The 25884-nt window shown below is 60.2% G+C and carries 27 protein-coding genes; 16 read left to right on the top strand and 11 right to left on the bottom strand.

The window, feature by feature from the left end; translation table 11 throughout:
* Positions 1-63: 63 nt before the first annotated feature.
* From pyrG to truD, 6 genes are all read left to right on the top strand, one after another.
* Positions 64-1737: a CTP synthase gene (gene pyrG, locus IEX75_RS18155; RefSeq protein ID WP_188796334.1), complete on the top strand. Its 1674-nt coding sequence runs from the start codon at positions 64-66 to the stop codon at positions 1735-1737.
* On the top strand, positions 1734-2567 hold the full coding sequence (kdsA, locus tag IEX75_RS18150; protein ID WP_188796332.1) for a 3-deoxy-8-phosphooctulonate synthase: 834 nt from the start codon (positions 1734-1736) through the stop codon (positions 2565-2567). The genes pyrG and kdsA overlap by 4 nt, the downstream gene beginning before the upstream one ends.
* A 13-nt stretch (positions 2568-2580) precedes the next feature.
* Positions 2581-2796: a hypothetical protein gene (locus IEX75_RS18145; protein WP_188796330.1), complete on the top strand. Its 216-nt coding sequence runs from the start codon at positions 2581-2583 to the stop codon at positions 2794-2796.
* A 20-nt stretch (positions 2797-2816) separates the two neighbouring features.
* Complete coding sequence (eno, locus tag IEX75_RS18140; RefSeq protein ID WP_188796328.1) at positions 2817-4115, top strand: phosphopyruvate hydratase; 1299 nt, start codon at positions 2817-2819, stop codon at positions 4113-4115.
* A gap of 20 nt (positions 4116-4135) precedes the next feature.
* Positions 4136-4462, top strand: coding sequence for a cell division protein FtsB (ftsB, locus tag IEX75_RS18135; protein ID WP_188796326.1), 327 nt, complete (start codon positions 4136-4138; stop codon positions 4460-4462).
* A 128-nt stretch (positions 4463-4590) separates the two neighbouring features.
* Positions 4591-5607 (top strand): tRNA pseudouridine(13) synthase TruD, encoded by a 1017-nt coding sequence (gene truD, locus IEX75_RS18130; protein ID WP_188796325.1) that lies wholly within the window; start codon positions 4591-4593, stop codon positions 5605-5607.
* A 96-nt stretch (positions 5608-5703) separates the two neighbouring features.
* Here the strand turns inward: truD and IEX75_RS18125 are convergent, their stop codons facing one another.
* On the bottom strand, positions 5704-6084 hold the full coding sequence (locus IEX75_RS18125) for a gamma-glutamylcyclotransferase family protein (RefSeq protein ID WP_188796323.1): 381 nt from the start codon (positions 6082-6084) through the stop codon (positions 5704-5706).
* 10 nt (positions 6085-6094) lie between these two features.
* Positions 6095-6640: a Smr/MutS family protein gene (locus IEX75_RS18120; protein WP_188796321.1), complete on the bottom strand. Its 546-nt coding sequence runs from the start codon at positions 6638-6640 to the stop codon at positions 6095-6097.
* 158 nt (positions 6641-6798) lie between these two features.
* Here IEX75_RS18120 and surE point away from each other — a divergent pair, with 158 nt between their 5' ends.
* From surE to IEX75_RS18100, 4 genes are read left to right on the top strand one after another with little or no spacing between them, the layout of a single operon-like run.
* A complete protein-coding gene (gene surE, locus IEX75_RS18115) occupies positions 6799-7590 on the top strand; it encodes a 5'/3'-nucleotidase SurE (protein ID WP_188796606.1) in 792 nt (263 codons plus the stop codon).
* Positions 7587-8279 carry a protein-L-isoaspartate(D-aspartate) O-methyltransferase gene (locus tag IEX75_RS18110; RefSeq protein WP_188796319.1) on the top strand — a complete coding sequence of 231 codons (693 nt, stop codon included), beginning with the start codon at positions 7587-7589 and terminating at the stop codon, positions 8277-8279. The genes surE and IEX75_RS18110 overlap by 4 nt, the downstream gene beginning before the upstream one ends.
* Positions 8279-8887 carry a YqaA family protein gene (locus IEX75_RS18105; protein ID WP_188796317.1) on the top strand — a complete coding sequence of 203 codons (609 nt, stop codon included), beginning with the start codon at positions 8279-8281 and terminating at the stop codon, positions 8885-8887. The genes IEX75_RS18110 and IEX75_RS18105 overlap by 1 nt, the downstream gene beginning before the upstream one ends.
* 28 nt (positions 8888-8915) lie before the next feature.
* The gene (locus IEX75_RS18100; protein ID WP_229720942.1) at positions 8916-9878 is read left to right on the top strand and encodes a peptidoglycan DD-metalloendopeptidase family protein; all 963 of its coding nucleotides are present in this window, start codon (positions 8916-8918) and stop codon (positions 9876-9878) included.
* 145 nt (positions 9879-10023) lie between these two features.
* On the opposite strand, the gene IEX75_RS18095 is transcribed toward IEX75_RS18100, so the two are convergent.
* On the bottom strand, positions 10024-10401 hold the full coding sequence (locus IEX75_RS18095; protein ID WP_188796315.1) for an Mth938-like domain-containing protein: 378 nt from the start codon (positions 10399-10401) through the stop codon (positions 10024-10026).
* Positions 10402-10411: 10 nt separating this feature from the next.
* Positions 10412-10708 carry a ribosome assembly RNA-binding protein YhbY gene (gene yhbY, locus IEX75_RS18090; protein WP_188796313.1) on the bottom strand — a complete coding sequence of 99 codons (297 nt, stop codon included), beginning with the start codon at positions 10706-10708 and terminating at the stop codon, positions 10412-10414.
* A gap of 77 nt (positions 10709-10785) precedes the next feature.
* Between yhbY and rlmE the strand changes: the two genes are divergently transcribed.
* The 3 genes from rlmE to IEX75_RS18075 all read left to right on the top strand — a co-directional run bounded on the left by rlmE (position 10786) and on the right by IEX75_RS18075 (position 14101).
* On the top strand, positions 10786-11436 hold the full coding sequence (gene rlmE / locus IEX75_RS18085) for a 23S rRNA (uridine(2552)-2'-O)-methyltransferase RlmE (protein WP_188796311.1): 651 nt from the start codon (positions 10786-10788) through the stop codon (positions 11434-11436).
* Positions 11433-13370: an ATP-dependent zinc metalloprotease FtsH gene (ftsH, locus tag IEX75_RS18080; RefSeq protein ID WP_188796309.1), complete on the top strand. Its 1938-nt coding sequence runs from the start codon at positions 11433-11435 to the stop codon at positions 13368-13370. Before rlmE ends, ftsH begins: the two co-directional genes overlap by 4 nt.
* A 134-nt stretch (positions 13371-13504) precedes the next feature.
* Positions 13505-14101 carry a DUF2239 family protein gene (locus IEX75_RS18075; RefSeq protein ID WP_188796307.1) on the top strand — a complete coding sequence of 199 codons (597 nt, stop codon included), beginning with the start codon at positions 13505-13507 and terminating at the stop codon, positions 14099-14101.
* 163 nt (positions 14102-14264) lie between these two features.
* Here IEX75_RS18075 and IEX75_RS18070 read toward each other — a convergent pair whose 3' ends face one another.
* Positions 14265-14645: a hypothetical protein gene (locus IEX75_RS18070; RefSeq protein WP_188796305.1), complete on the bottom strand. Its 381-nt coding sequence runs from the start codon at positions 14643-14645 to the stop codon at positions 14265-14267.
* Between the two features lie 208 nt (positions 14646-14853).
* Between IEX75_RS18070 and IEX75_RS18065 the strand changes: the two genes are divergently transcribed.
* Complete coding sequence (locus IEX75_RS18065) at positions 14854-15570, top strand: AraC family transcriptional regulator (protein WP_188796303.1); 717 nt, start codon at positions 14854-14856, stop codon at positions 15568-15570.
* Between the two features lie 65 nt (positions 15571-15635).
* Here IEX75_RS18065 and arsC read toward each other — a convergent pair whose 3' ends face one another.
* The 4 genes from arsC to IEX75_RS18045 are packed head-to-tail and all read right to left on the bottom strand — an operon-like array spanning position 15636 to position 19282.
* Positions 15636-15986, bottom strand: a complete 351-nt coding sequence (gene arsC, locus IEX75_RS18060; RefSeq protein ID WP_188796301.1) for an arsenate reductase (glutaredoxin) — start codon at positions 15984-15986, stop codon at positions 15636-15638.
* Positions 15987-15992: 6 nt separating this feature from the next.
* Positions 15993-17351, bottom strand: coding sequence for a pseudouridine synthase (locus IEX75_RS18055; RefSeq protein WP_188796299.1), 1359 nt, complete (start codon positions 17349-17351; stop codon positions 15993-15995).
* Entirely contained in the window at positions 17348-18298 is a 951-nt protein-coding gene (gene scpB / locus IEX75_RS18050; protein ID WP_188796297.1) for an SMC-Scp complex subunit ScpB, read from the bottom strand. Before scpB ends, IEX75_RS18055 begins: the two co-directional genes overlap by 4 nt.
* Before the next feature lie 51 nt (positions 18299-18349).
* A complete protein-coding gene (locus IEX75_RS18045; protein WP_423373165.1) occupies positions 18350-19282 on the bottom strand; it encodes a segregation and condensation protein A in 933 nt (310 codons plus the stop codon).
* A gap of 770 nt (positions 19283-20052) precedes the next feature.
* On the opposite strand from IEX75_RS18045, the gene IEX75_RS18040 reads away from it, so the two are divergent.
* Positions 20053-20424, top strand: a complete 372-nt coding sequence (locus IEX75_RS18040; protein WP_188796295.1) for a PilZ domain-containing protein — start codon at positions 20053-20055, stop codon at positions 20422-20424.
* Positions 20425-20539: 115 nt separating this feature from the next.
* Here the strand turns inward: IEX75_RS18040 and IEX75_RS18035 are convergent, their stop codons facing one another.
* The gene (locus tag IEX75_RS18035; protein ID WP_188796294.1) at positions 20540-22225 is read right to left on the bottom strand and encodes an AMP-binding protein; all 1686 of its coding nucleotides are present in this window, start codon (positions 22223-22225) and stop codon (positions 20540-20542) included.
* A 149-nt stretch (positions 22226-22374) separates the two neighbouring features.
* Between IEX75_RS18035 and IEX75_RS18030 the strand changes: the two genes are divergently transcribed.
* Entirely contained in the window at positions 22375-22809 is a 435-nt protein-coding gene (locus IEX75_RS18030) for a nuclear transport factor 2 family protein (protein ID WP_188796291.1), read from the top strand.
* 102 nt (positions 22810-22911) lie between these two features.
* Here the strand turns inward: IEX75_RS18030 and acnA are convergent, their stop codons facing one another.
* Entirely contained in the window at positions 22912-25662 is a 2751-nt protein-coding gene (gene acnA / locus IEX75_RS18025; protein WP_188796289.1) for an aconitate hydratase AcnA, read from the bottom strand.
* Between the last annotated feature and the right edge of the window lie 222 nt (positions 25663-25884).

The raw sequence follows: 25884 nt of genomic DNA, 5'->3' as shown, positions 1-25884 counted from the left end.
CAGCCATCTCGCGGTAGAAGCGATCTGCCGCTAAAATGCCGATTTCCAGCACGGCTGCTTTCCATGACCCCCCTGATTTTCGTCACTGGCGGTGTGGTGTCCTCGCTTGGCAAGGGCATCGCGGCGGCGTCGCTCGCGTCCATTCTTGAGGCCCGGGGCCTCTCGGTCACCATGATGAAGCTCGATCCCTACATCAATGTGGATCCGGGCACCATGAGTCCGTTCCAGCACGGCGAGGTCTATGTGACCGACGACGGCGCCGAGACCGACCTGGACCTTGGCCATTACGAGCGTTTCGTCCATACCCGCCTCACCGGCAAGAATTCCATCACCACCGGCAAGATCTACGAATCGGTCATCCGCAAGGAGCGCCGTGGCGACTACCTGGGTGCCACCGTTCAGGTCATTCCGCACATCACCGACGAGATCAAGCACTGCATCCACGAGGCCACCCGTGGCTTCGATGTGGCCCTGGTCGAGATCGGCGGCACGGTGGGCGATATCGAGTCCCAGCCCTTCCTGGAGGCGATCCGCCAGCTGCGCATCGAGCATGGCCCGGAAAAGTGCCTGTTCATGCACCTGACCCTGGTGCCGTACATCAAGGCCGCTGGCGAGATCAAAACCAAGCCAACCCAGCACTCGGTGAAGGAGCTGCGCTCCATCGGTATCCAGCCGGACATCCTGCTGTGCCGCTGCGAACAGCCGCTGCCGGATAGCGAGCGCCGCAAAATCGCGCTGTTCACCAATGTGCCGGAGCAGGCAGTGATCAGTGCGGCCGATGTGGACATCATCTACAAGCAGCCGCTTTGGCTGCATCAGCAGGGCCTGGATGACATCGTCGTCAAGAAGATGGGCCTCGACGCCAAGCCGGCTGATCTTTCCGGCTGGCAGCGTACGGTGGATGCGGTTGAGCACCCGAAGGACGAGGTCACGGTCGCCATCGTTGGCAAATACGTTGAGCACAAGGATGCCTACAAGTCGCTGGGTGAGGCGTTGCGCCATGGCGGGATCAAGCAGCAGACGCGCGTAAACCTGAAGTGGATCGACTCCGAGCAGATCGAAGCCGAAGGTGCGGCCAAGGTGCTCAGTGGCGTTGATGCGATCCTGGTGCCTGGCGGCTTCGGCAAGCGCGGCTTCGAGGGCAAGATTCTGGCCTCCAAGTACGCGCGCGAGCATGGCGTGCCGTATTTCGGCATCTGCTACGGCATGCATGCGGCGGTGGTGGATTTTGCGCGCAACGTGGCCAATCTGGCGGACGCCGATTCCAGCGAGAACGACCGCCACACGCCGAATCCAGTGATCGGACTGATCACCGAATGGACCACGGCGACCGGCGAAGTCGAGCAGCGCAGCGAGCGCTCTGATCTTGGCGGCACCATGCGCCTGGGTGCCCAGGAATGCCGCCTCAAGGCCGGTACGCTGGCGCGCCAGCTTTATGGGCAGGACATCGTGCGTGAGCGCCATCGCCATCGCTATGAATTCAACAACCGCTATCGCCAATCGTTCGAAGATCTGGGCATGGTGATTTCGGGCAAGTCGATGGACGATCTGCTGGTGGAAATCGTCGAACTGCCGATGCAGAAGCATCCGTGGTTCCTTGGCTGTCAGGCGCATCCGGAGTTCACCTCCACGCCGCGTGACGGCCATCCGTTGTTTATCGGTTTCGTGCGCGCCGCGCGGGAATTCAAAGCCGTGCGCGACGGCGAAAAGCTGGCTGCAAAGGAGTCGGTTGCATGAAGTTGTGCGGTTTCGAGGTCGGCCTGAATCAGCCGCTGTTCCTGATCGCTGGCCCTTGTGTGGTGGAATCCGAACAACTGCAGCTCGATACGGCGGGCAAGCTGAAGGAAATCACCAGCCGGCTCGGCATCAACTTCATCTTCAAATCCAGCTTCGACAAAGCCAACCGTTCGTCGGGCAGTAGCTTTCGGGGTCTTGGCATGGAAGAAGGCCTGCGCATTCTGGCGGAAGTGAAGCGGCAGGTGGGCGTGCCGGTACTTACCGACGTGCACGAATACACACCGATGGATGAAGTGGCTGCGGTGGTGGACGTGCTGCAGACGCCCGCCTTCCTCTGCCGTCAGACCGATTTCATCCAGAAGGTGGCCCGCGCCGGCAAGCCGGTGAACATCAAGAAAGGCCAGTTTCTCGCACCATGGGACATGAAGAACGTCGTGGCCAAGGCCAAGGATGTCGGCAACGATGACATTCTGGTCTGCGAACGCGGTGCCAGCTTCGGTTACAACAATCTCGTTTCCGACATGCGCTCCCTGAGCGTGATGCGTGAAACGGGCTGTCCGGTAGTGTTCGATGCTACGCACTCGGTGCAGTTGCCGGGTGGGCAAGGCACCAGTTCAGGTGGTCAGCGCGAATTCGTGCCGGTGCTGGCGCGCGCAGCGGTCGCGGTGGGCATTGCCGGCTTGTTTGCGGAGACTCATCCAGACCCGAGCAAGGCACTCAGCGACGGGCCGAATGCCTGGCCGCTGGGCAAGATGGAAGCGTTGTTACAGACGCTGCTCGAGCTCGACCAGGTCACCAAGCGCCACGGTTTCCTCGAGAGCACGCTTTAGCCTAAGGACGCGCATGGCCACAGACGAATCGCTGATCCGATTACTGACTGAGATTCGCGATATTCAGCGCGAGCATTTGGAGCTGTATCGGAAACACAGCGAACTGGCCATCGCCAAGCAGGAGCAGGCGCTAGATGTCACCCGGCGCTTCCAGAAGTTCTACCGCATGGTGGTCGCGGTGCTGTTCGTGGGCATCGCGGTCCTGATGTTTTGGCTCTTCAAGCACTAATCGATTAGGGATACGACTCAATGACGACGCAGATCACCAACATCCACGCCCGTGAAATCCTCGACTCCCGCGGCAACCCCACGCTCGAAGCAGAAGTAACGCTGGCCAGTGGCGCATTCGGTCGCGCTGCGGTGCCGAGCGGCGCATCGACCGGCACGCGCGAAGCGGTGGAACTGCGCGATGGCGATAAATCGCGTTACCTGGGCAAGGGCGTGAAAAAGGCAGTCGGCAACGTCAACGGCGAAATCGCCAACACGCTGAAAGGTTTCGATGCGGTCGATCAGAAAGGTCTGGACAAGAAGCTGATCGACCTCGATGGCACGCCAAACAAGGGGCGTCTTGGTGCGAACGCACTGCTCGGCGTCTCCATGGCTGCCGCGCATGCCGTGGCGGCTTCGCGTCACGAACCGCTGTGGAAGTACCTCTCCCACGGCAAGCCGGGCGCGCTGCCCGTGCCGATGATGAACATCATCAATGGTGGTGCCCATGCCGACAACAACGTCGACGTGCAGGAATTCATGGTGCTGCCGGTGGGCCTGCCGAGCTTTTCAGAAGCGTTGCGTGCCGGCACGGAAATCTTCCATGCGCTGAAGAGCGTGCTGAAAGGCAAGGGCCTCAACACGGCGGTGGGTGACGAAGGCGGCTTCGCGCCAAACCTGCGTTCCAACATCGAAGCGCTGGATACCATCCTCGAAGCTGTGAACAAGAGCGGCTACAAGATCGGCAGCGACATCCTGCTCGGCCTCGACGTCGCCAGTTCCGAATTCTTCAAGGACGGCAAGTACGATCTGGAAGGCGAGGGCAAGGTTTACACGCCGGCGCAGTTCGTCGATCTGCTGGCAAGCTGGGCACAGCAATATCCGATCGTCACCATCGAAGACGGCATGGCTGAGGGTGACTGGGACGGCTGGAAGCTCCTCACCGACAAGATCGGTAACAAGGTGCAGCTGGTCGGCGACGATCTGTTTGTGACCAATCCGTCGATCTTCCGCGAAGGCATCGAGAAGAAGGTCGCCAATGCGATCCTGATCAAGGTGAACCAGATTGGTACGCTGTCGGAAACCTTGGAAGCCATCGCCATGGCCGACGCAGCCAAGTACGCGGCGATCGTCTCGCATCGCTCCGGCGAAACCGAAGACACCACCATCTCCGACATCGCCGTCGCCACTACCGCCACGCAGATCAAGACCGGTTCGTTGTGCCGCACTGACCGCGTGGCGAAGTACAACCAGCTGCTGCGCATCGAAGAAGCACTGGGCGCCGAGGCTCGCTACGCTGGCCGCAATGCGTTCCCGAGCCTGACTCATTTGCCTGGCTGAGCGAGGTTATCGCCTGAATCATGTTGCGTTGGGTCGCCTTGATCCTGCTGCTGATACTGATTGGACTGCAGTTTGAGCTGTGGTCCAGTCACGGTGGCATGTCCGAGGTAACAAACTTGCATGCTGCAGTTCAAAAACAGCAGGACGAAAACGACAAGCTCACTCAACGCAACCAGGCGCTTGCTGCGGATGTGGACGATCTCAAGCATGGCGAGCAGGCGGTAGAGGCGCGTGCTCGCGGTGAACTGGGTTTGATCAAACCGGGCGAGACGTTCTATCAGGTGGTGCCGAAGCCGGCGGCGAGTACAGATGCGCCAGCAGCTTCGGGGACAAGCGGCGGTCATTGAGCTTTTCTAGCCGTCATTCCCGCGGAAGCGGGAATCCATTTTGGCCTCTCGCCTGAAAGCAACGTGGATTGACCAGCTTCGCTGTTGTAAAGCGCCTCTGCTTCCGCGGGAATGACGGCAAGGTATGTATGAATACTCCTGAATCTGAACTCCCCCGCGCCTACGGCAAGCCACCTTTGACGGGAGTGCTGCGTAGTACGCCCGAAGACTTCCGCGTCGACGAAATCCTCGGCTACGAACCCGACGGCGAAGGTGAGCATGCCTTCCTATGGGTAGAAAAGCGTGATGCCAACACGGACTGGGTTGCGCGTGAACTGGCACGCTTCGGAGGCGTGTCACCGATGAATGTCGGCTACGTAGGCTTGAAAGACCGCCACGCTGTCACACGCCAGACTTTCACCGTGCAATTGCCTGGCAAAGCCGATCCAGACTGGAGTGCGTTTCCACACGCCGAAGTAAAGGTGCTTTCGAGTACGCGCCACAAACGTAAACTCAAGCGCGGCGCTTTGCGCGGTAATCGCTTCGTGCTGGTATTGCGTAATGTTGGTGGAGATCGATCACGCGCTGAAGAGGTGCTGCAGGCCATCGCTGTTCGAGGCGTACCGAATTATTTTGGCGAACAACGCTTCGGTCGCGAAGGCGGCAACGTGGCGCAGGCGCGCGCGATGTTCGCTGGACGTCGTGTCGATCGGGACAAGCGTTCCATTCTGTTGTCTGCAGCACGCTCGCACATTTTCAACAGCGTGCTAGCTGCACGCGTAGAACGCGATGCATGGGGCAAACCTTTGGAGGGCGAAATCTGGTCGCTGGCCGGTTCGCGTTCGTGGTTCGGTCCGGAAACATTCGACGACACACTCGCTGCGCGTCTGGCACAAGGTGATATTCATCCCTCTGGCCCGCTATGGGGGCAGGGTGAACCACCGACGACGGATGGCGCAGGTGAGCTGGAGCGCGCCATTGCTGCGCAATATACCGATCTCTCCGAAGGGATTGCCGTTGCACGGATGGATCAGGAGCGCCGTCCATTGCGCCTGATTCCGAAGGACCTGCAATGGCATTGGACCGATAAGGAAACGCTGCAACTAGAGTTTGAATTACCCGCCGGTGCCTATGCCACCGTAGTCGTGCGCGAGCTGGTTTTGTAGGTTGGGGTGCGAACCCCAACATAGGAATGTATGCACGCATGACGATGTTGGGGTTTGCACCTCAACCCACGAGCATACGTGGTGCGAGTCGATCGGCTAGCCTTTTGTCGCTTGAGTTGGCGTAGGATCGTATGACGTCGCCAGCCGCGCATCCACATACACCCACGCTTGCAGCCCGGAGACCAGAGTGACTGCGATGCGTTTGTAGTCATCGACTTCGTATTCATCGGCCTGCGCGAGTTCGGTTTCAGTGATGTCGAATACTGTGCCGTTTACGCAATCATCTGGCCGGTTGGTAGATACGAGCATGGGATGGTGGGTCTTCCCGCTGGCTTTGATGACGTCGGGATCTTCGATCTTGATGTCGGTTTGAACGAATCCGATCAGTTGATCGCGATGACCCGCCAATCTGCGACCGAACGTTGCCAGTTGCACGTTTTCCTGCTGCAACGTGCCGTATGAAAAAAGCTTGGGCATGGGCAGCGATCTATCCTTTCAGCAGTACCACTACGGCTCCCGTACCACCCTGCATGGGACGTGCGGAAGCAAAGGCAATCACATCGTTGCGACGGCGCAGCAGACGGTCGGTCAAGATTTTCAGCACCGGGCCGGCAGCCTTCGAGCGCAATCCCTTGCCGTGCACGATGCGCACACAGCGCAGTCCGCGATCGTTGGCTTGCGCAAGAAAGTCTGCAATCGTGGCTTGCGCCGCTGCGGCGTTCATCTGATGCAAATCGATGTCGTCCTGCACGCTGAATTGACCGCGCTTGAGCTGGCGTAGCAGTTTCGGCGGATAGCCATCGCGTAGGTAACTTAGTTCCTCACCCACCTCCATCAGGCCAGGGTCGAAAGCCATGTCCAGCAGCTCGCCCGGTACGGCGGCCTCGTCAGCCTCGAGCATGTAGGGATGTGGTTCCGGCTTGGGGATTTCCGGTGGCGGGGCGACGGGGTCGAACTTGCGAACCTCGCCGATGGCTTCGCGAAAGAGGCGGCTGTCCTCGTTGCTCACGGTGGCGGGGATACGGCGTTTCATGTGCGTCATCGTAGCGAAAGGAGGGCGACGGTGGTGAAAAGAAGGTTGCGAAAATCGCCGGTGAAACAAATGGTCGGCTCGGTTAGACTCATAAATCTAGGGTGCGTGCGGATCATCTTCGGGCCACACGCCAGGTAGACAACCTCGAACGGATCATGATGCGAGTTCTGGTTTCCAATGATGATGGCGTGGACGCGCCGGGCATCCGCGTACTCGCCGAGTGCCTCGGTGCGGTCGGCCAGGTGACGGTGGTAGCGCCGGATCGGGATCGCTCCGGAGCCAGCAATTCCCTTACCCTCGACGCGCCGATTCGCGTCTCGCGCATGGACAACGGCTATTACCGCGTGGCGGGCACGCCGACCGACTGCGTGCATCTCGCGTTAGCCGGCATGCTGGACTACGAGCCCGATATTGTCGTTTCCGGTATCAACAATTCCGCTAATCTTGGCGATGACGTGATCTATTCCGGCACCGTGTCGGCGGCGATGGAAGGGCGTTTTCTCGGTCTGCCAGCGATTGCGGTGTCGCTGGTCAGCAAGGATCACAAGGGCGAGCACTACGAGTCGGCGGCCAAGGCCGTGCTGCTGTTGATGGAGCGCCTGCTGGTGGACCCGCTGCCGGCCGACACCATTCTCAACGTCAATGTGCCGGATCGTCCGTGGGAGGATATCCACGGCTTCGAAACCACGCGTCTGGGCAGGCGTCATCGTTCAGCACCATGCATCAAGCAGAACGATCCGCGTGGCAGACCGATCTGGTGGATCGGGCCGGCGGGTGATGTGGACGATGCCGGCCCCGGTACCGATTTCGACGCCGTGCGTCGTGGCTACATTTCCGTGACGCCCATCCATGTAGATCTCACCCGGTTCCAGGCATTGGAAAAAGTAGGCAACTGGGTCAATGCTTTGAGCGAAGGCATGAGCGATCGCACCAACGGTAAGGCCGCATGATTCATCCGTTGCCGCCATCCGCATTGAAAGGCGAGGGCATGACCTCGCAACGCGCGCGCGACCGGCTCATCGCAAAATTGAAGGAAGAAGGCATTCGCGATCAACGCGTGCTGGATGTGATGCGCAATTTGCCGCGCCATCATTTCATTGATCAGGCACTGCACTCGCGCGCTTACGAAAACACGGCGCTGCCGATCGGTCACGGCCAGACGATTTCTCAGCCATGGGTGGTGGCACGCATGACGGAGGCTTTGCTCGAGCCTTTCGAGCCCAAGTCCGGCCGTCCGCAGAAGGTGCTGGAGATCGGCACCGGGTCCGGTTACCAGGCGGTGGTGTTGTCGCAACTGGTGCCGCAGCTTTATACGGTGGAGCGCATCGAAGAATTGCTGCGCCAGGCGCGTCGGCGCTTTCGCCAGCTCGGCCTCGACAACATCCGCTCGCGCCATGACGACGGCAAGTTGGGTTGGGCGGCCGAAGCGCCGTTCGATGCCATCATTCTCACGGCGGCGGGCGATGCCATTCCTACGCAGGTTCTCGAACAATTGGCGCCGGATGGTGTGCTGGTCGCACCGGTCGGTTCCCCCAGCAGTCAAACCTTGATCCGCATGCGCGGCGACGGAAAGGGCGATTTCATGCAGGAAGAATTGGCGGCGGTCAGCTTTGTGCCTTTGCTGGGCGGTATCGGCTGATGCAGCTCTTCGGAAAGCTTTATGCGCGCGTACTGGTGTGGGCGCGCGATCGCCGGGCGGTTTATTACCTGTGTGGCCTGAGTTTCGTCGAGGCGTTCATTTTTCCGGTCATGCCGGAAGTGATGCTGGCGCCCATGATGCTGGGCAAGCGTCATCGTGCTTTTTTCTACGCGAATGTGAGCCTGCTGTTTTCGCTGCTGGGTTCCTTGGTGGGGTATGCGCTCGGCCATTGGGCCTTTCATGCGCTGACACCGTTGCTGCAATCCTTGCATCTGTACGACTCGATCGAGCACGGCGTGGAAAGCCTGCGCGCGCAAATGAATCAGCATTGGTTGGAGCTGCTGCTGGTGCTGATGCTTGCAGCGATCCAGCCGGTGGTACCGATGAAATTCGTGACCTGGGCATCAGGCATTGTCGGCGTGCCGGTGCTTCCGTTCCTGGCGTGCATCCTGCTCGGTCGCGGCAAACGTGTGTGGCTGCTGGCTTTGCTGATCCGTCTATTTGGCGAGCGCGCTGAGCGGATTCTGCATAAGCACATCGAGTGGATCGGCTGGGCGGCCCTGGTGGCGCTGGTAGCGCTTGGCGCGTGGTGGGCGCTCAAGCATTAACGATGAGCGATCGTTCTGTGTCGATCGCATGAAAACTCTCTACGACCTCGCTATGCTGGCGCGCATGAATGGATTGATGCGATGGTCCTCGTTTGCCGCTATAGCCCTACTCATGACCGGTTGCAGCACGGTGGTGGTGCAGCCGCCGCCCAGTGCGTCGAACAGTGCGCGGCCTGCGCCGGTGCAACATGAGGTCGGCACCTATACCGTCGTGAAGGGGGACACGCTTTATTCGATCGCGTTCCGCAATGGCACGGATTTTCGCGAAGTCGCGAGGTTGAACAACATCCCGCCGCCTTACACAATCTGGCCGGGGCAGGTACTGAAGTTGTCTGGGTCTGGCTCGGCGCCTGCCGTCGCGCATGTGCCGCCCCCGGTTGTGGCCAAGGCATCACCGGCAACGTCGGCTCCCGTGTTCCAGACGGTGGAAACAACGCCAGCCGTGACCACGCCACCGCCCGCGCACGCAAGCCCAGTCGCTTCGGCGCCCGCAACCGTTGCGCATCCTGCACTACCAACCAGCACTACATCGGCGCCAGTCGCCAGCGTTCCCAGCAACCCGCCGCCCGTCGTGGCTGCCACACCGGTGGTCGCTGCAAGCGGCGGCACGCGCACCGCGGGTGGCGTGAAGTGGCGCTGGCCGGCATCGGGTCAGGTGTTCGGTCGTTTTCAAGCCAGCGCGGCGATACCGGGCATCGATATTGCTGGCAAGGCAGGCGATCCGGTCGTGGCTGCAGCAGACGGCACGGTGGTGTATAGCGGCAACGGCCTGGTGGGCTACGGCGAGTTGATCATCATCAAGCACAACGACAGCTTCCTTTCCGCCTATGGCCACAACCGCAAGCGACTGGTGACGGAAGGGCAGCAGGTTAAGGCCGGGCAGCAGATTGCCGAAATGGGTTCGAGCGGCAGTTCGCGCGACGAACTGCAGTTCCAGATTCGCAAGGATGGCAATCCGGTCGATCCACTCGACTATCTGCCGTCGCGCTAGAACCGCTACTTCCCTTTGTGGGAGTGAGTTAGGGTGAGGGGCAATCTGGTTGCGAAGCTGCTTTCGGCGCGTCTAGGCTGGAGAGAGCTTTCGCCACGATTGACCCTCACCCCAATCCTTCTCCTTGGTATAGCGGAGAGAATGTTCAGGCTGCGGGAAGAATGAAAGCAGCCACCACGCGCCGCCCTTCACTGGCGAGCAGGTCGTAGGTACGTGCTGCCGCCGCGTTGTCCATTACTTCAATACCAATACCCTTGCGCAGAAAGCCGGCCATGAAGGCGGCTGGAGGGAACTGCTGGCGCGTGCCGGTGCCGAGCAGCACCACTTCGGGCTTCAGTTCGAGCACGGCATCGACATGATTATCGGTCAGCGCCTGAGCGTGGGTGACGGGCCATTGCTCTACTGCGCGTTCCGGCGATAGCAAGAAGCTCGCGATCAGTTCGCGGTCGACCACCGTGATGCTGCGCTCGGTGACGCGGCGGACGAACAGATACTCACCATGGCGGTCCAGCGAGAGATCCATGACAGCCTCCTCAGCGTGGCAGGGCCAGCCGGGGGTCGTCCTCGTTGCGCCGGAACAGCACCACGACGTGGCCAATCTGTTGCACGCTTTCCGCACCGGTGCCTTCGAGCAGGATCTGGATCTGCGCTTCGCGTTCTTCCTTGTCACCGCCGGAGAGCTTCACTTTCACCAGTTCGTGATGCGACAGCGCCAGGTCCAGCTCCTTCACCACGGCCTCGGTAGCGCCCTTGGCGCCCAGCAGAATCACCGGATGGAGGTCGTGGGCGAGGCTGCGCAGGTAGCGCTTCTGTGAAGGAGATATGGCCATGCGTTCGGTCCGATGCACTGCGAAGTAATCTTAAAGGTTATCATGTCCACCCCCTGTTCCCGGTCCGTTGCCGACCCATGCCTCGCAGCAAGAGCAGTTCCCGCTGGCTCCGGGAGCATTTTGACGATGTCTACGTAAAGAAGGCCCAAGCCGAGGGTCTGCGTTCGCGCGCCGTGTTCAAGCTGGAGGAGCTGATCGACCGCGACCAACTCCTGAAACCGGGCATGCGTGTGGTCGATCTGGGCGCAGCGCCGGGTGGCTGGTCGCAGCTCGTGCGGCAGCGTCTGGGTGATAGTGGTACTGTGGTGGCGCTGGATATCCTGCCGATGCAGGGTATTGCCGGCGTCGATTTTCTGCAGGGCGACTTCCGTGAAGAAAGTGTTTTGAGAGCATTGGAACAGCGCCTGGACAGCCAGAAGCTCGATCTTGTGCTGTCGGACATGGCCCCCAATATGAGTGGTGTGGCACTGGCCGATCAGATCCGGGCGATGGATTTGGCGGAACTGGCGCTTGATTTCTCCAGACACTGGCTGAAACCAGGCGGAGCGTTTCTAATCAAGTTGTTCCAGGGAACAGGCTTCGACGATTACTTGCGTACCTTGCGTGTCGAGTTCTCGCGCGTAAGTATGCGTAAACCTAAGGCCTCACGCGCGCGTTCGCGTGAGGTGTACGCGCTGGCCACCGGGTTCCGACCGGCCGGCCGGCAAACTGGCGAGAACCGCGCATGAATGAGACATGGAAAACTTTGTTGCTCTGGCTGGTCATCGCGGTGGTGTTGATCACCGTGTTCCAGAGCTTCAACCCGCACGGTGGCGCCTCTTCGGACCTGCCTTACAGCAGCTTCGTGCAGAGTGTGGATAGCGGCAACGTCGCTACCGCCAACATCAGTGCCGAAAATCCGGCCACCATCAGCGGCAAGCTGAAAGACGGCAGCAATTACCGCACGGTAGCGCCGGTGCTCGGTTTCTCCACCAACTCGGTGGTGAAGCAGATGCAGGACAAGAATGTCACTGTCACCCAGGATTCCGGCACCGGCTTTTCGCTGATCGGTCTCCTGGTGAACTGGCTGCCGGTCATTCTGATCGTCGGTGTGTTCATCTGGTTCATGCGCCAGATGCAGCAGGGCGGCGGTGGCCGTGGGGCGATGAGCTTTGGGCGTTCGCGGGCCAAATTGCAGGGCGAGGACCAGGTCAAGGTCAATTTCAGTGACGTCGCTGGCTGCGATGAAGCCAAGGAAGAAGTGGGTGAGCTGGTCGAGTTCCTGCGTGATCCGGGCAAGTTCCAGCGCCTAGGCGGCAAGATTCCGCGCGGCGTGCTGATGGTGGGCCCGCCCGGTACCGGCAAGACCTTGCTCGCCAAGGCGATCGCTGGCGAGGCCAAGGTACCGTTTTTCTCGATTTCGGGTTCCGACTTCGTCGAAATGTTCGTCGGCGTGGGCGCCTCGCGCGTACGCGACATGTTCGATCAGGCCAAGAAGCACGCGCCGTGCATCATCTTCATCGACGAAATCGATGCGGTGGGCCGTCATCGCGGCGCCGGTCTCGGCGGTGGTCACGACGAGCGCGAGCAGACGCTCAACCAGTTGCTGGTGGAAATGGATGGCTTCGAAGGCACCGAGGGCATCATCGTTATTGCTGCCACCAACCGTCCCGACGTGCTCGACCCCGCGCTGCTGCGCCCTGGCCGCTTCGACCGCCAGGTGGTGGTGGGCCTGCCGGACGTGAAGGGGCGCGAGCAGATCCTCAAAGTACACATGCGCAAGGTACCGATTGCCAGCGACGTCGATCCAATGGTGATCGCACGTGGTACGCCTGGTTTCTCCGGTGCTGACCTGGCCAATCTCGTCAACGAGGCAGCCCTGTTCGCGGCACGCGAAAATGCCCGTGAAGTACGCATGACCCACTTGGACAAGGCGCGCGACAAGATCCTGATGGGCACCGAGCGTCGCTCGATGGCGATGAGCGAGGACGAAAAGAAGCTCACGGCCTATCACGAAGCCGGCCACGCCATTGTCGGCCGCCTGGTGCCGGAGCACGACCCGGTCTACAAGGTGACGATCATTCCGCGTGGTCGTGCGCTAGGCGTGACCATGTACTTGCCGGAAGGCGACAAGTACAGCATGAACAAGACCGCGATCGAATCGCAGCTGTGCTCGCTGTACGGCGGACGTGTTGCCGAAGAGCTGATCTTCGGTACCGACAAGGTCACCACCGGCGCGTCCAATGACATTGAGCGTGCGACCAAGATGGCGCGCAACATGGTCACCAAGTGGGGCTTGTCGAACGAGCTGGGCCCGGTGACCTATGGCGAGGAAGAGGATGAAGTGTTCCTCGGTCGCTCGGTGACGCAGCACAAGAACGTCTCCAACGAGACGGCGCGCAAGATCGACGAAGTCGTGCGCGAAATCCTCGATCGCGCCTATGGTCGTAGCAAGCAGTTGCTGACCGAGAACATCGACAAGCTGCACATGATGTCGGACGCGTTGCTGCAATACGAAACGATCGACGCACGCCAGATCGACGACATCATGGCCGGTCGGATACCGGGTCCGCCAGCGGATTGGTCCAAGACCACGCCGCCATCGAGCTCGGTGCCGCCGCCGCCGCCACGCAGTGATGCGGGGGCCAAGGTGGGCGACCCGGCCACGCAAAGCCGGATTTGAGCTAGATCGCAGGAAATGAAAAGAGGCCGCCTTCGGGGCGGCCTTTTTGCTGGGCGAGGCAATAATTTTATCCGGGTTATATTGCATGGGGTATTTTTGTCCGGGTATTATTTGGCGCTCCTGGAGGACTCGCCATGACCCACGCTGCACCATCCGCTTCCTACACCAGCTTTGAGGGCTACCGCCGGCTCGCGTCTGGGCCGCTTCACGTCGCCGCTCTTGCCATCAAGCTTGCTGCAGAGCGCGGCGGCACTAGGCCGATCCTGATCTTCGACGACAGCAACGGACGCTCCATCGACGTGGATACCCGCGGCTCCGACGACGACGTGCTTGCCCGTTATCAGCCAACGGCTACCGATGAAGCAGTCACGTCGGATACGGCCCCGGAGGCTCCACGGGGCAGAGGACGCCCCAAGCTTGGCGTGGTCGCCCGTGAGGTCACCTTGCTGCCAAGGCACTGGGAATGGCTGGCCTCGCAGCCGGGCGGCCCTTCGGTGGCGCTGCGCAAGTTGGTTGAGGAAGGGCGCCGTACGCATGGCGAACGCGATAAGGCGCGTGCCTGCCAGGAACGGGCCTATCACTTCATGTCGGCGATAGCAGGCGATATGCCTGGCTTTGAAGAAGCGTCACGCGCTTTGTTTGCGAATGATCCGGCGGCATTTGCCGAACGCATCGCCGCATGGCCGGTTGATGTTCGCGACCACGCCATGCGGCTCGCTTTTGCGCGCTGAAAGGAGTTTCCTCTGCATGGAGTGCTATTTGCAGCGGACATAGGAAGCCGGGCGGGCGCTTGCCGTGCGACATGCCCCGGTAACATCACGACCTTCCTCAAAAAACGAGCACTTCCGTGTGCTCTCAGCTTTCGCAGCTTGAGGAGACGCCAATGTGAAACCTTCAGAACGTATAGCGCACGACCAGGTTGGTAGCGCGCGGTGCCAGTAGGACGGTGACGGTAAGAAAACTGGGGTCGGGCATCAGCAGACCATTGGCAGCAAAATTACCGGTATCGGCCGACACGTAGCGCGTGCGTACGGTCTGGCGATTAGTCACGTTGGTGACGTTCAAGCTGAGGTCCAGCGTGTGATGACTGGCCATTGCCCAGGCATAGCCCACGCCAAGATCCCATTGCCAACTGAAGGGATAACGGCCCAATCCGTTGAGCGGCACCAGTGCACCATTGCAGTAGTGCGTGACTGAAGCAAGGTTCGGGTTTGCTTGCACGGCCGCTGCATTCGGATAAGTGCCAAAACAGCCGTAAGGCGCGCCTTTCGTCATGTCGGAAAACAGTGCGCGTTGACGTCGACGTCTAGAGCAGCTTGATAGCCTTGCGTGCGCAATTTTGCATAATGGGTTTGCTACGCTGCAGCACATTCCTGGCGGGGCACTTGCACGGGTACGCGAGATAACCCTTAAGATGCAGCACCGGACTGCACGATCGTGCAGCCGACCGTTATCACTCCTTGCCAATCCGTATCTTATCGCCATGAAGATTTCCGCCGATGAGTTGGAGCCCTTATTCGATGTCCTGCCGGACGTCGTCTTTTTCGTGAAGGATATGCAGGGGCGTTACACGCATGCCAATCTGACGCTGGTGCGCCGCCTTGGCCTCAAGCAACGCTGTGACGTCATCGGCAAAGACGTCACGGAATTGTTTCCGAGTGCGATGGGTGGCTCTTATGCCGTGCAGGATCGCCGCGTATTGAATGGCGAGATCATCGAGAACCAACTGGAAGTACACATTTTTGCCAATCGCGCGCCGGGTTGGTGCCTCACCTGCAAGCGTCCGTTGCGCGTGCGCGGCAAGATATGCGGTGTGGTCGGCATCTCGCGCGATCTTGGTCTGCCGGACGGTCGCCATCCTATCTACGATCGCTTGAAGCGCGTCCTGACCTATATGCAGGAACATTACGGCGATGGTGTGCGCATACAGTCGCTGGCCGAGCAGGCCGAACTTTCCATCGCGCAGTTTGAGAGGCATTTTCGCCGTGTCTTTCAGCTTACGCCGCAGCAGGTGCTGACCAAGCTGCGCATCGAGGCGGCGATGCGCATGCTGCACACCGACGATAGTGTTGCGTCCATCGGCGTGGCATGCGGGTTTGTCGATCAAAGCGCATTTGCGCGTCAGTTCAAGGCGACAGTAGGAATGACGCCGCGGGCGTATCGAGGGTTGGTGCAAGTGCAGGGTACAGTCATGGCGTAGGTTGGGGTGCAAACCCCAACGTCAGGCGTTGTCGGGCATGACAACGTTGGGGTTCGCACCCCAACTTACGATCGGAGGATATCCAGTACTTTTTCCGGTGGTCGCCCGATCACTGCGCTACCATTCGCAACCACAATAGGGCGCTCGATCAATCGCGGATGCTTCGTCATCGCCGTGATGAGCGCTTGCTCGGTAAGCGACGGATCGTCGAGCCCCAGCTCCCTATACTCGTCTTCGCCCGTGCGCAGCAGCTGCCGCGCGGTGATGCCGAGTTGTGATAGCAGCGCTTTCAACTCGGCGTCGGTGGGCGGAGTTTCGAGATAATGGATGGTCTCGAACGGCTTGCCGTGCTGCTCGAGCAAGGCAAGCGCACCGCGCGATTTCGAGCAGCGACTATTGTGATAGATGCGGATCACGGAAGCTTAGCGATTGCCGGAACGGTTGCCGCCACCGCTACCACCATGCCCTTGCGGGCGATTGCCTCGCTGAGGGCGGCCAGCGGGACGATTGCCGCCGCGGTTGTTGCGGTTGTTGTTCCCGCCGGCGTTGAAGCCACCATAAGGATTCGAGCCGCCACTGCCACCGCCAGCGCGACGATTGCCTTGCGCCTGGCCACCACCTTGACCACGCGCTCCTCCATGGCCACGTCCGCCGCCCTCGCGGGATTCGCCAGCGAACCACGTGCGTGCGGGAGGCAGTTCCTGGCCAGGGCCAATACCACGCTTCTTTTTTTGCACCTTCTTCTGGCGTTCTGGTGCGGCTACGTTACCGTTCACTTCGCGGTTCGGATTGCGGCGCTTCTGTTTGCCGCGCGCGGGTTCTTCGCGGATGCGATCGAAGGCGCGCAATTCGCGTGCTTCGTCGTGATAGCCACCGCTCCATGCCGCGTTACCGCCCTTTTCAGGGCGATATTCGACAACATTGCGCGGCGCGCGGCGCTGGTGCAGCACCGGGCTCAGCGTCAGCACGGGCTGCGGTGCGCCTAGGCCCGCTGTCTTGCGCAGGTCCTTCACGGCATCTTCGTTGAGTGCTTCGCAATCACCGCGGCGCAGCATGCGCGGCAGTTCGATGCTGCCGTAGCGGATGCGCTTGAGGCGGCTGACCAGGAAGCCTTGTGAATCCCACAGGCGGCGCACTTCGCGGTTGCGTCCTTCGCGAATCACCACGCGGAACCAGCTGTGGCTCCCACCACGGCTGATGATGGCGATTTCGTCGAAGCGGGCAGGGCCGTCTTCCAGCTCGACGCCGGCCTTGAGTTTTTCGACCACTTCGTCGGGCACTTCGCCATGTACGCGACAGAGATATTCGCGCTCCATGCCGCTACGCGGATGCATCAACGCGTTGGCGAGATCGCCGTCGGTGGTGAGTAGCAGGAGACCCGTAGTGTTGATGTCCAGGCGGCCCACGGCGACCCAGCGCGCGCCTTTCAGTCGCGGCAGCTGTTCGAACACGGTGGGGCGGCCCTCGGGGTCTTCGCGCGTGGTCACCACGCCTTCGGGCTTGTGGTAGACCAGCACTTCGGCATCGTCGCGGCTGTCGGTGGCAACCACGAATTGCTTGCCGTCGACCGTTACGCGGTCACCGGCGCGTACGCTGGCGCCGATGTTCGCAGGGCTGCCGTTGACTTCGACTTCGCCGGCCTGGATGCGTTGCTCCAGCATGCGGCGCGAGCCGAGTCCGGCGTTGGCGAGCACCTTGTGCAGGCGCTCTTCGATCTGGGGGGCGTTTTCAGGCGGCGTGGCGCGCTTGAGGCTCAATACGGATTTTTGCGGCGCATTCATGCGCGGTACTCCTCGGTGTCTTGCTCGGCGGTGCCTTCAGCGGCATCCGCGGGATTCGCTGCCTCGTCGGCAGTGGCGGGATGGGTTTTGGTTTCTTCGACGGCGTTTGCTTCATCAGCGGACTCGTCGGGATGGGATGGAGCGTCTGCTGTTTCTTCTTCTTGGTGGAGCGAGGGCTTGGGACGTTCCTGTCCTTCGTCCAAAAGTGCTTCGTCGGATGGCGTGTGGTTATCTTCCGCGTCGACGTGTTCTTCGTGTGATTGCTCTTCTAAGGCGTGTTCTTCTTCCGTGTGTACGTGTGCGGTGTGCGCCTGGTCGGCGAATGTTTCGCTTTCGGCTTCTTCTGCATCCGGATCGATTGGTAGATCTCGCACGGGCCTGGGGGGGGGCGAATCATTGTCCAGCCGCAACTGCGGGTCTTCCATGTCGCGGATTTCAGACAGCGGCGGCAGCTCATCCAGCGATTTGAGGTTGAAGTAGTCGAGAAAGGCGCGGGTGGTGCCGAAGAGCGCGGGTTTGCCGGGTACGTCGCGGTGGCCGACGACGCGGACCCATTCGCGTTCCTCTAGCGTCTTGATGATGTTGGAGGACACCACCACGCCGCGGATCTGCTCGATTTCAGGTCGGGTGATCGGCTGCCGGTAGGCGATCAGCGCTAGCGTTTCCAGCAGGGCGCGCGAGTAGCGGCTGGGTTTTTCCGTCCACATGCGTGACACCCAGGGGTGCACGTCGTGCCGTATCTGGTAGCGGAAGCCGGAGGCGACTTCCTTCAACTCCACGCCGCGTCCTTGGCAATCTTCGGCCAGCTGCTCGAGTGCCATCGCGATCTGCGCGCGATCAACCTCGTCTTCCTCGACGAACAGCTCGCCCAGCTGCGCGATGCTCAGCGGCTGGCTGGCAGCCAGCAGAGCGGCTTCGATAATCGGTTTGAGTTGCTCGATCTGCATAGCTTTAGGATTGGGTATCCATAGCGGTTGCGCTTTTGTTTTGGTTGCCCGTTATTCGCCGCCAGAGGCGGCATCCGGTTGCTCGAACACATCGTCGCCGCCGACGTCTTCCATCACTGCTGCTTCCCCTGCGGCGGAGCTGCTGGCTTTTACGTAGATCGGCGCCAACGGTTCTTCTTGCACGATGCTGATCAGGAACTCCTTGGCCAGCTCCAGCATGGCCAGGAAGGTGACCACCACGCCCAGCCGTCCTTCGCTTGCGTCGAACAGTGTTTCGAAGCGATGAAACTGGTCGCCTTCCAGACGGCTGAGCAACTCGCCCATGCGCTGGCGCACACTCAGCGCCTCGCGCTTGATGGCGTGATGCCCGAACAATTCGGCCCGGTGCAGCACGTCCTTGAGGGCCAGCAGCATTTCCTTCAGATCCAGCGGCGGCGGCAGCTTGATCACGTTGCGCTCGCCTGTATCGGCCTGCGCCAGCACGGTGTCGCGTTCCAGGCGAGGCAGGGCATCGATATCCTCTGCGGCCTTCTTGAAGCGCTCGTATTCCTGCAGGCGGCGTACCAACTCGGCGCGGGGATCTTCCTCCAATCCTTCTTCCGTCGGTGGGCGCGGTAGCAGCAATCGCGATTTGATCTCTGCCAGGATCGCTGCCATCAACAGGTATTCCGCGGCCAGCTCCAAGCGCATCACATCGCGCATCATATCGATGTATTCCATGTACTGCCGGGTGATCTCGGCGATCGGAATATCGAGAATATCCAGGTTCTGCCGGCGGATCAGATACAGCAGCAGATCCAACGGCCCTTCGAACGCCTCCAGGATAACTTCCAGCGCGTCCGGAGGAATGTACAGGTCCTGCGGCATTTGCAGAATCGGTTCGCCGCGCACGATAGCCAGCGGCATTTCCTGCTGCTGCGGAACCCCTGCAAACGCATCTTGCGTTGCTTGTACAGGCTGAGACTCGGTTGGCTCAGTGCTCATCAATGCATGTCATTGCCCCGCCCGGCATGGGCTGGCGTTCGTTCTGTTGACGACTCAGAACCCTCTTTCCCACACGGAAACCAAAGAGTTCATGCCTGGAATGCCTGGGTTCTTGAGGCCATTCCGATAAAGCCACTGCGTGATGCTCAACCAAGCGTGCGGTTTCCCGCGATTGCTGGCCCTGATGAACCCCACGGTTGTGGTTCGTGTCAGGCTGGCGGTCTCCGGATGTCAGGTCGGTAACGGAATACTTGCGTTACTGATAAGACCGGACAACAACCGGTGTGACGCCGCTGGCGTCGCCCGCGATTCGTAAAGGTCGGCTGAGTACATCGGGTGGAGGTCATTTCAGCCGGGGCTCCCGGCGATCGTCCCTGCATGGCTCCACGCGCGGGTTACAGATTAGCGGCACGGCCGTGGCATGTCCAGCGAGGGCTTCAGCTGCGGTAACGGCTTGTATAAGCCTGCTTAGCGAATGCAGCAGTTGAAAAGCAGGCCCGAAAGGGACTGCGCAAGCTGCGGCAGCATGTGACCTTGAGTGTCGGCGACAGGTCGCCAGCGCAACATGTCACACCCTTTGTTCAGCGGTGAAATGCGGTTGTAGCAGTGGCATGCGGCTTGCTTCATGATACGCGCACATTCGGGGACACCAGCGGGAATACGCTGGTGCCGACGAGCCATGGAGCCGCTTTCTGGAGGCGCGGTTCATGGCTGCGAAGGTCGGGTCTGGACGTCGCGCAGGCGGCGTAAGCTGTAGGGAGATGAAAAAGATGACGACAAAAGATGGGCACGCCATGGACGGTTCTGACCGGGAGCATTTGCGCCCGGCACGCATGCGCATCAAGACCACTGTATTGATGAGCCACGGCGAGGAATCCCATCCGACCGACCTGATCGATATTTCGGCAACTGGCGCTTTGCTGCGCCGCCCCCTGGAGTGGAACGGACAAGCTGGCGAGAGCTGGGTGCTCGACATGATCTTCGGCGGTGATCTGCACATACACCTGGAAGCAAAGGTGGCGCGCGTGTCAGAGCGGCACATCGGTTTTGCGTACACGCGCATTCCCGAGGACAAGCAAGTGCCACTGTGGAATCTGCTCGGTGGCTATGCCGACATCCTGGAGATGTGGCACGACGAGTAGGTTGGCTGACATGCACGTCGTAGGTTGGGTTAGCGCAGCGTAACCCAACATTTCGGCGGACATTGTTGGGTTACGCTGCGCTAACCCAACCTACGACTCCTGACTTATTTGGCGATTACACGCTAGCCGGCTGCTTCTTCTCATCTCTCAGTTCACGCCGAAGAATCTTGCCTACGTTGCTCTTGGGTAGCGCATCGCGGAACTCGATGGTCTTTGGACGCTTGTAGCCGGTGAAGTTCTCGCGGCAGAACTCCTTGAGCTGCTCTACGGTGAGGCTTGGATCCTTGCGCACCACGAACAGCTTGACCGCTTCGCCAGAATGTTCGTCGGGCACACCGATGGCGGCCACTTCGGCCACGCCCGGATGCTTCATCACCGTATCCTCGATCTCGTTCGGATACACGTTGAAGCCGGAGACCAGGATCATGTCCTTCTTGCGATCGACGATGTACACATAGCCGTTCTCATCCATCTTGGCGATGTCGCCGGTGTGCAGCCAACCATCTGCCCCAAGCACCTTGGCGGTTTCGTCGGGACGCTTCCAATAGCCCTTCATCACCTGCGGGCCGTGCACCATCAGCTCGCCCACTTCGCCGATCGGCAGCGGCTGGTTGTCTTCGGACCAGATCGCCACGTCGGTAGAAGAAATCGGCAAGCCGATTGAGCCGTTGTACTCCTTCAGATCCAGCGGATTGATGCAGGCTGCCGGCGACGTTTCAGTGAGACCGTATGCTTCGGCCAGCGTGCAGCCGGTGACTTTCTTCCAGCGCTCGGCTACAGCGCGCTGCACCGCCATGCCGCCGCCCAGACTCAGATGCAGGTTGGAGAAATCCACGCTTTCAAAACCTGGCGTGTTGAGCAAGCCGTTGAAGAGCGTGTTGACGCCGGTGATCACGGAGAAGCGCGAATGCTTGAGTTCCTTGACGAAGGCAGGCATGTCGCGGGGATTGGTGATAAGGATGTTCAAGCCACCCAGGCGCATGAACACCAAACCGTTCGCTGTCAGCGAAAAGATGTGATACAGCGGCAACGCGGTGATGACGATTTCGCGTTCTTCCTTGAGGTTCGCGCCGATCCATGCGCCTGCCTGCATCATGTTCGCCACCATGTTGCCGTGGGTGAGCATGGCGCCCTTGGCAACACCGGTGGTGCCGCCGGTGTATTGCAGGAAAGCGATGTCATCGTGTGTGATGGAGGGCTTCGGCGCCGCGTGTTTCGCACCAGCAGCCAAGGCATCCTTGAAGCGCAACGCATGCGGCAGCGAATAAGGCGGCACCATCTTCTTGATGTGCTTGAGCACGAAGTTGATCGCCATGCCCTTGGGGCCGAGCAAATCGCCGATACCGGTGGTCACGATGTGCTTGACGTGGGTTTCGGCGACGACCTGTTGCAAGGTCGCGGCGAAGTTATCCAGCACCACGATGGCGACCGCACCCGAATCTTCCAGTTGATGCTTGAGTTCGCGCGCGGTGTACATTGGGTTGGTGTTGACCACCACCATGCCAGCACGCAGCGCGCCAAACAACGCAATCGGATACTGCAGGATGTTCGGCAGCATGATCGCGACACGGTCGCCTTGGGTGAGTTTCAATTCCCCTGTGAGGTAAGCGGCGAATTGCTGACTGAGCGTGTCCATGTCAGCGTAGCTCATCCGCTTGCCAAAGCTGGAGAAAGCGTCGCGCCCGCGGAAGCGTTCAAAAGCTTCTTCCAGTACGGCTACTACCGAGGCGTACTTATTGATATCGATTTCTGCGGGTACGCCATCCGGATAGTTGCTCAGCCACGGACGCTGATTGCTCATGTTCGATCCCAAGTTCCCTGAATTAATGCCAATAGTGACGGGTGTGCGCATCAGGCATCATGACGGCGAGGCATTGGAGCATACGCTAGCGTATAGCGGCAAGCCGCGTCGCAACGAGGTCTTTTTGGGAAAGCTGCCGGATGCCGACCATGAAATATCTGTACCGACTTTCGTTTATAGCCCTGTTGATACTGACCGCAACCGGATGCCATCGTGCGCCGGATGAGGTGCTGATTCGGCAGGCCATTGACCAAGTGGCCAAGGCCACCCAACAGGTTGACGCTTCGGCAGTGGTCGAACCGCTGACCGATGATTTCGACGGCAACAGAGGCACGACGACACGCCAGGATATCGGCAATTTGCTGCGCGCCGCGAAATTTCGTGGTGAGACACTGCATGCCGTACTGGGACCGGTGGATGTCCAGCCGCGCGGTGAGCGATATGTAGCGAGCTTCACCGTCACGCTGACCAGTGGCGGCAAATTGTTTCCGTCGCAACTGGGTGTGTACAAGGTGGAAACCGCGTGGCGCAGGGAAGGGCATGACTGGCGGTGTTATAGCGCGACGTGGACGCAGCAACTCTAATTCCTCTCCTTGCCAAGAATCGCACGTAGGTTGGGGTGCGAACCCCAACATCACCATTCTGATCGACATGGCAATGTTGGGGTTTACACCCCAACCTAAGGGTCAGGCAGCCTTCTTGCTGGCCAACTGCCGCAACACGTACTGCAGAATGCCGCCATGCCGGAAGAATTCCCGCTCCTTCGGCGTCAATAGCAGCACCTTCACGGTAAAGGTCTTCTCGCCCTTGTCACCTTTGACCACGACCTTGGCCTCTTTCGCCTCGCCATCCGTGAGGCCGGTGATCTCGAACGTTTCCTTACCGGTCAAACCGAGCGATTTCGCGTTTTCGCCCTCTTTGAATTGCAGCGGCAACACACCCATGCCGACCAGGTTGGAGCGATGGATGCGCTCGAAGCTTTCCGCGATCACGGCTTTCACGCCAAGTAGCAGCGTGCCTTTGGCCGCCCAGTCGCGTGAGGAACCGGTGCCATATTCCTTGCCGGCGATCACGATCAGCGGCGTCTTGTCGGCCTTGTACTTCATCGCCGCATCGTAGATGGACAACTGTTCGCCGTTTGGCACGTACAACGTGTAACCGCCTTCCACACCATCCAGCATCAGGTTCTTGATGCGGATATTGGCGAAAGTGCCGCGCACCATCACGTCGTCGTTGCCGCGGCGCGAGCCGTAGGAGTTGAAGTCTTTCGGCTCCACGCCTTTGGACATCAGAAAGCGTCCGGCCGGGCTGTCCTTCTTGATCGAACCTGCGGGCGAGATGTGGTCGGTGGTGATCGAATCGCCGAACAAGCCCAGCACGCGTGCGCCGTGGATGTCTTCGAGCTTGCCTGTCTCCATCGTCATGCCTTCGAAGTAAGGCGGGTTCTTGATGTAGGTGGAGTCGGCCCACTTGTACACCGCGCCTTCCGGCGAGGGGATGGCGTTCCAGCGACTGTCGCCCTTGAACACGTCGGCATAGTTCTTCTTGAACATTTCCGGGCTTACTGCACCGGCGATCACGTCGGAGATCTCCTTGTTGCTCGGCCAGACGTCCTTCAAGTACACCGGCTTGCCGTCGCTGCCCGTGCCAAGCGAATCGGTGGCGAGATTGACGTCCAGCGAGCCGGCCAGCGCATAAGCCACTACCAGTGGCGGCGATGCCAGGTAATTCATCTTCACTTCCGGATGCACGCGGCCTTCGAAGTTGCGATTGCCGGACAGCACGGACGCCACGGCAAGATCACCTTCGCCGATGCCCTTGCTGATTTCCTGCGGCAGCGGGCCGGAGTTGCCAATGCAGGTCGTGCACCCGTAGCCGACCAGATAGAAGCCGACTTTTTCCAGCTCCTTCAACAGGCCGGTTTTTTCCAAGTAGTCGGTGACGACTAGTGAGCCTGGAGCAAGTGAAGTCTTCACCCAAGGCTTGGCCTTCAATCCTTTCTCGGCAGCTTTCTTGGCGAGCAAACCTGCACCGAGCATCACGGCCGGGTTGGATGTGTTAGTGCACGATGTGATCGCTGCAATCACCACCGCGCCATCCTGCAATTGAAAGTTGTGGCCGTTCATGGAGACGTGCGGACCTTGCGCCAACGCGCTGGCGTCATGACCCACCGCAGTGCCACCGCCTTCGCCGGCAAGGCGCGACTCCGCGCGTGCTTCGCCACCGTTCTTGCGATTTGCGGTAAGTGCGGCAAGGTTGTCGTGATAGCTCCTCTTGACGTCTTCGAGCAGCACGCGATCCTGCGGGCGCTTGGGACCGGCCAGCGATGGTTTCACGTCGGCGAGATTGAGTTCCAACGTGACCGAGAATTGCGCATGCGGCGTGTTTTCGTCGTGCCACAGGCCTTGCGCCTGTGCGTAGGCTTTGACCAAGGCGATCTGGTCGTCGCTACGCCCTGACAGATGCAGATAGTTCAGCGCTTCCTGATCGATGGGAAAAATGCCGCACGTCGCACCGTATTCCGGCGCCATGTTGCCGATGGTGGCGCGATCGGCCAACGGCAAATGCTTCAAGCCGTCGCCAAAGAATTCTACGAACTTGCCTACCACGCCGAGCTTGCGCAGCATCTGCGTGACGGTCAGCACCAGGTCGGTGGCCGTCACGCCTTCGGGCAGCTTGCCACTGAGCTTGAAGCCCACCACTTGCGGAATCAGCATCGATGATGGCTGCCCAAGCATCGCCGCTTCCGCTTCGATACCACCTACGCCCCAGCCCAGCACGCCAAGGCCGTTGACCATGGTGGTGTGTGAGTCCGTGCCGAACACGGTATCGGGGTAGGCCCAATCCGCGCCGTCCTTCTTGCCGGTGAACACCACGCGCGCAAGGTGTTCCAAATTCACCTGGTGGACGATGCCCGTGCGCGGCGGGACCACTTTGAAATTGTTGAAGGCTTTCTGTCCCCAGCGCAGAAACGAGTAGCGTTCGTGATTGCGCTCGAATTCAATCTCGACGTTCTTTTCCACGGCGGAAGGTGTACCGAACACGTCGACCTGCACGGAGTGGTCGATCACCAGTTCGGCCGGGGCGAGCGGATTGATCTGGTTGGCATCGCCACCCAGCTTCACCACCGCATCGCGCATCGCGGCCAGGTCCACCACGCAGGGGACGCCGGTAAAGTCCTGCAGCACGACGCGCGCAGGCATGAACGCGATTTCCGTATCCGGTTCGGCCTTGGGATCCCACTTGGCGACGGCTTCGATTTCTTTCTTGGTGACGTTGACGCCGTCCTCATGGCGCAACAGGTTTTCCAGCAGGATCTTCATCGAATAAGGCAGATGCTTCAGATCGAAACGCTGGCCGAGCTTGGCGAGGCTGGCGATCTGGTACGTGCTGCCGTTGACCTTGAGGGTATCGCGGGTGGCGAATGAGTCCAGCATGGGGATAGCTCCTGTTGCTTGAAGACTTGAAGACGTACGCGGCGTAAGGCAGGAATGCTAAAGCCACGGACGTTAGGGGAATTGCAAGGCGATCGCGTTCCGGCTTGGGGATGCCCTGAAGTTTGAGCCAATTTCCCCACCGCGCAAGTTGCACGGGGATTGCAAGATTTCGAACGCAGGCGGAAACAGCTTGTCGTTGCTGCGGTTCCGGGGCGACTGGCA

Source organism: Dyella nitratireducens, assembly GCF_014642835.1.
Lineage (GTDB): Bacteria > Pseudomonadota > Gammaproteobacteria > Xanthomonadales > Rhodanobacteraceae > Dyella_B > Dyella_B nitratireducens.
This window is presented reverse-complemented; position numbering and strand designations above follow the sequence as displayed.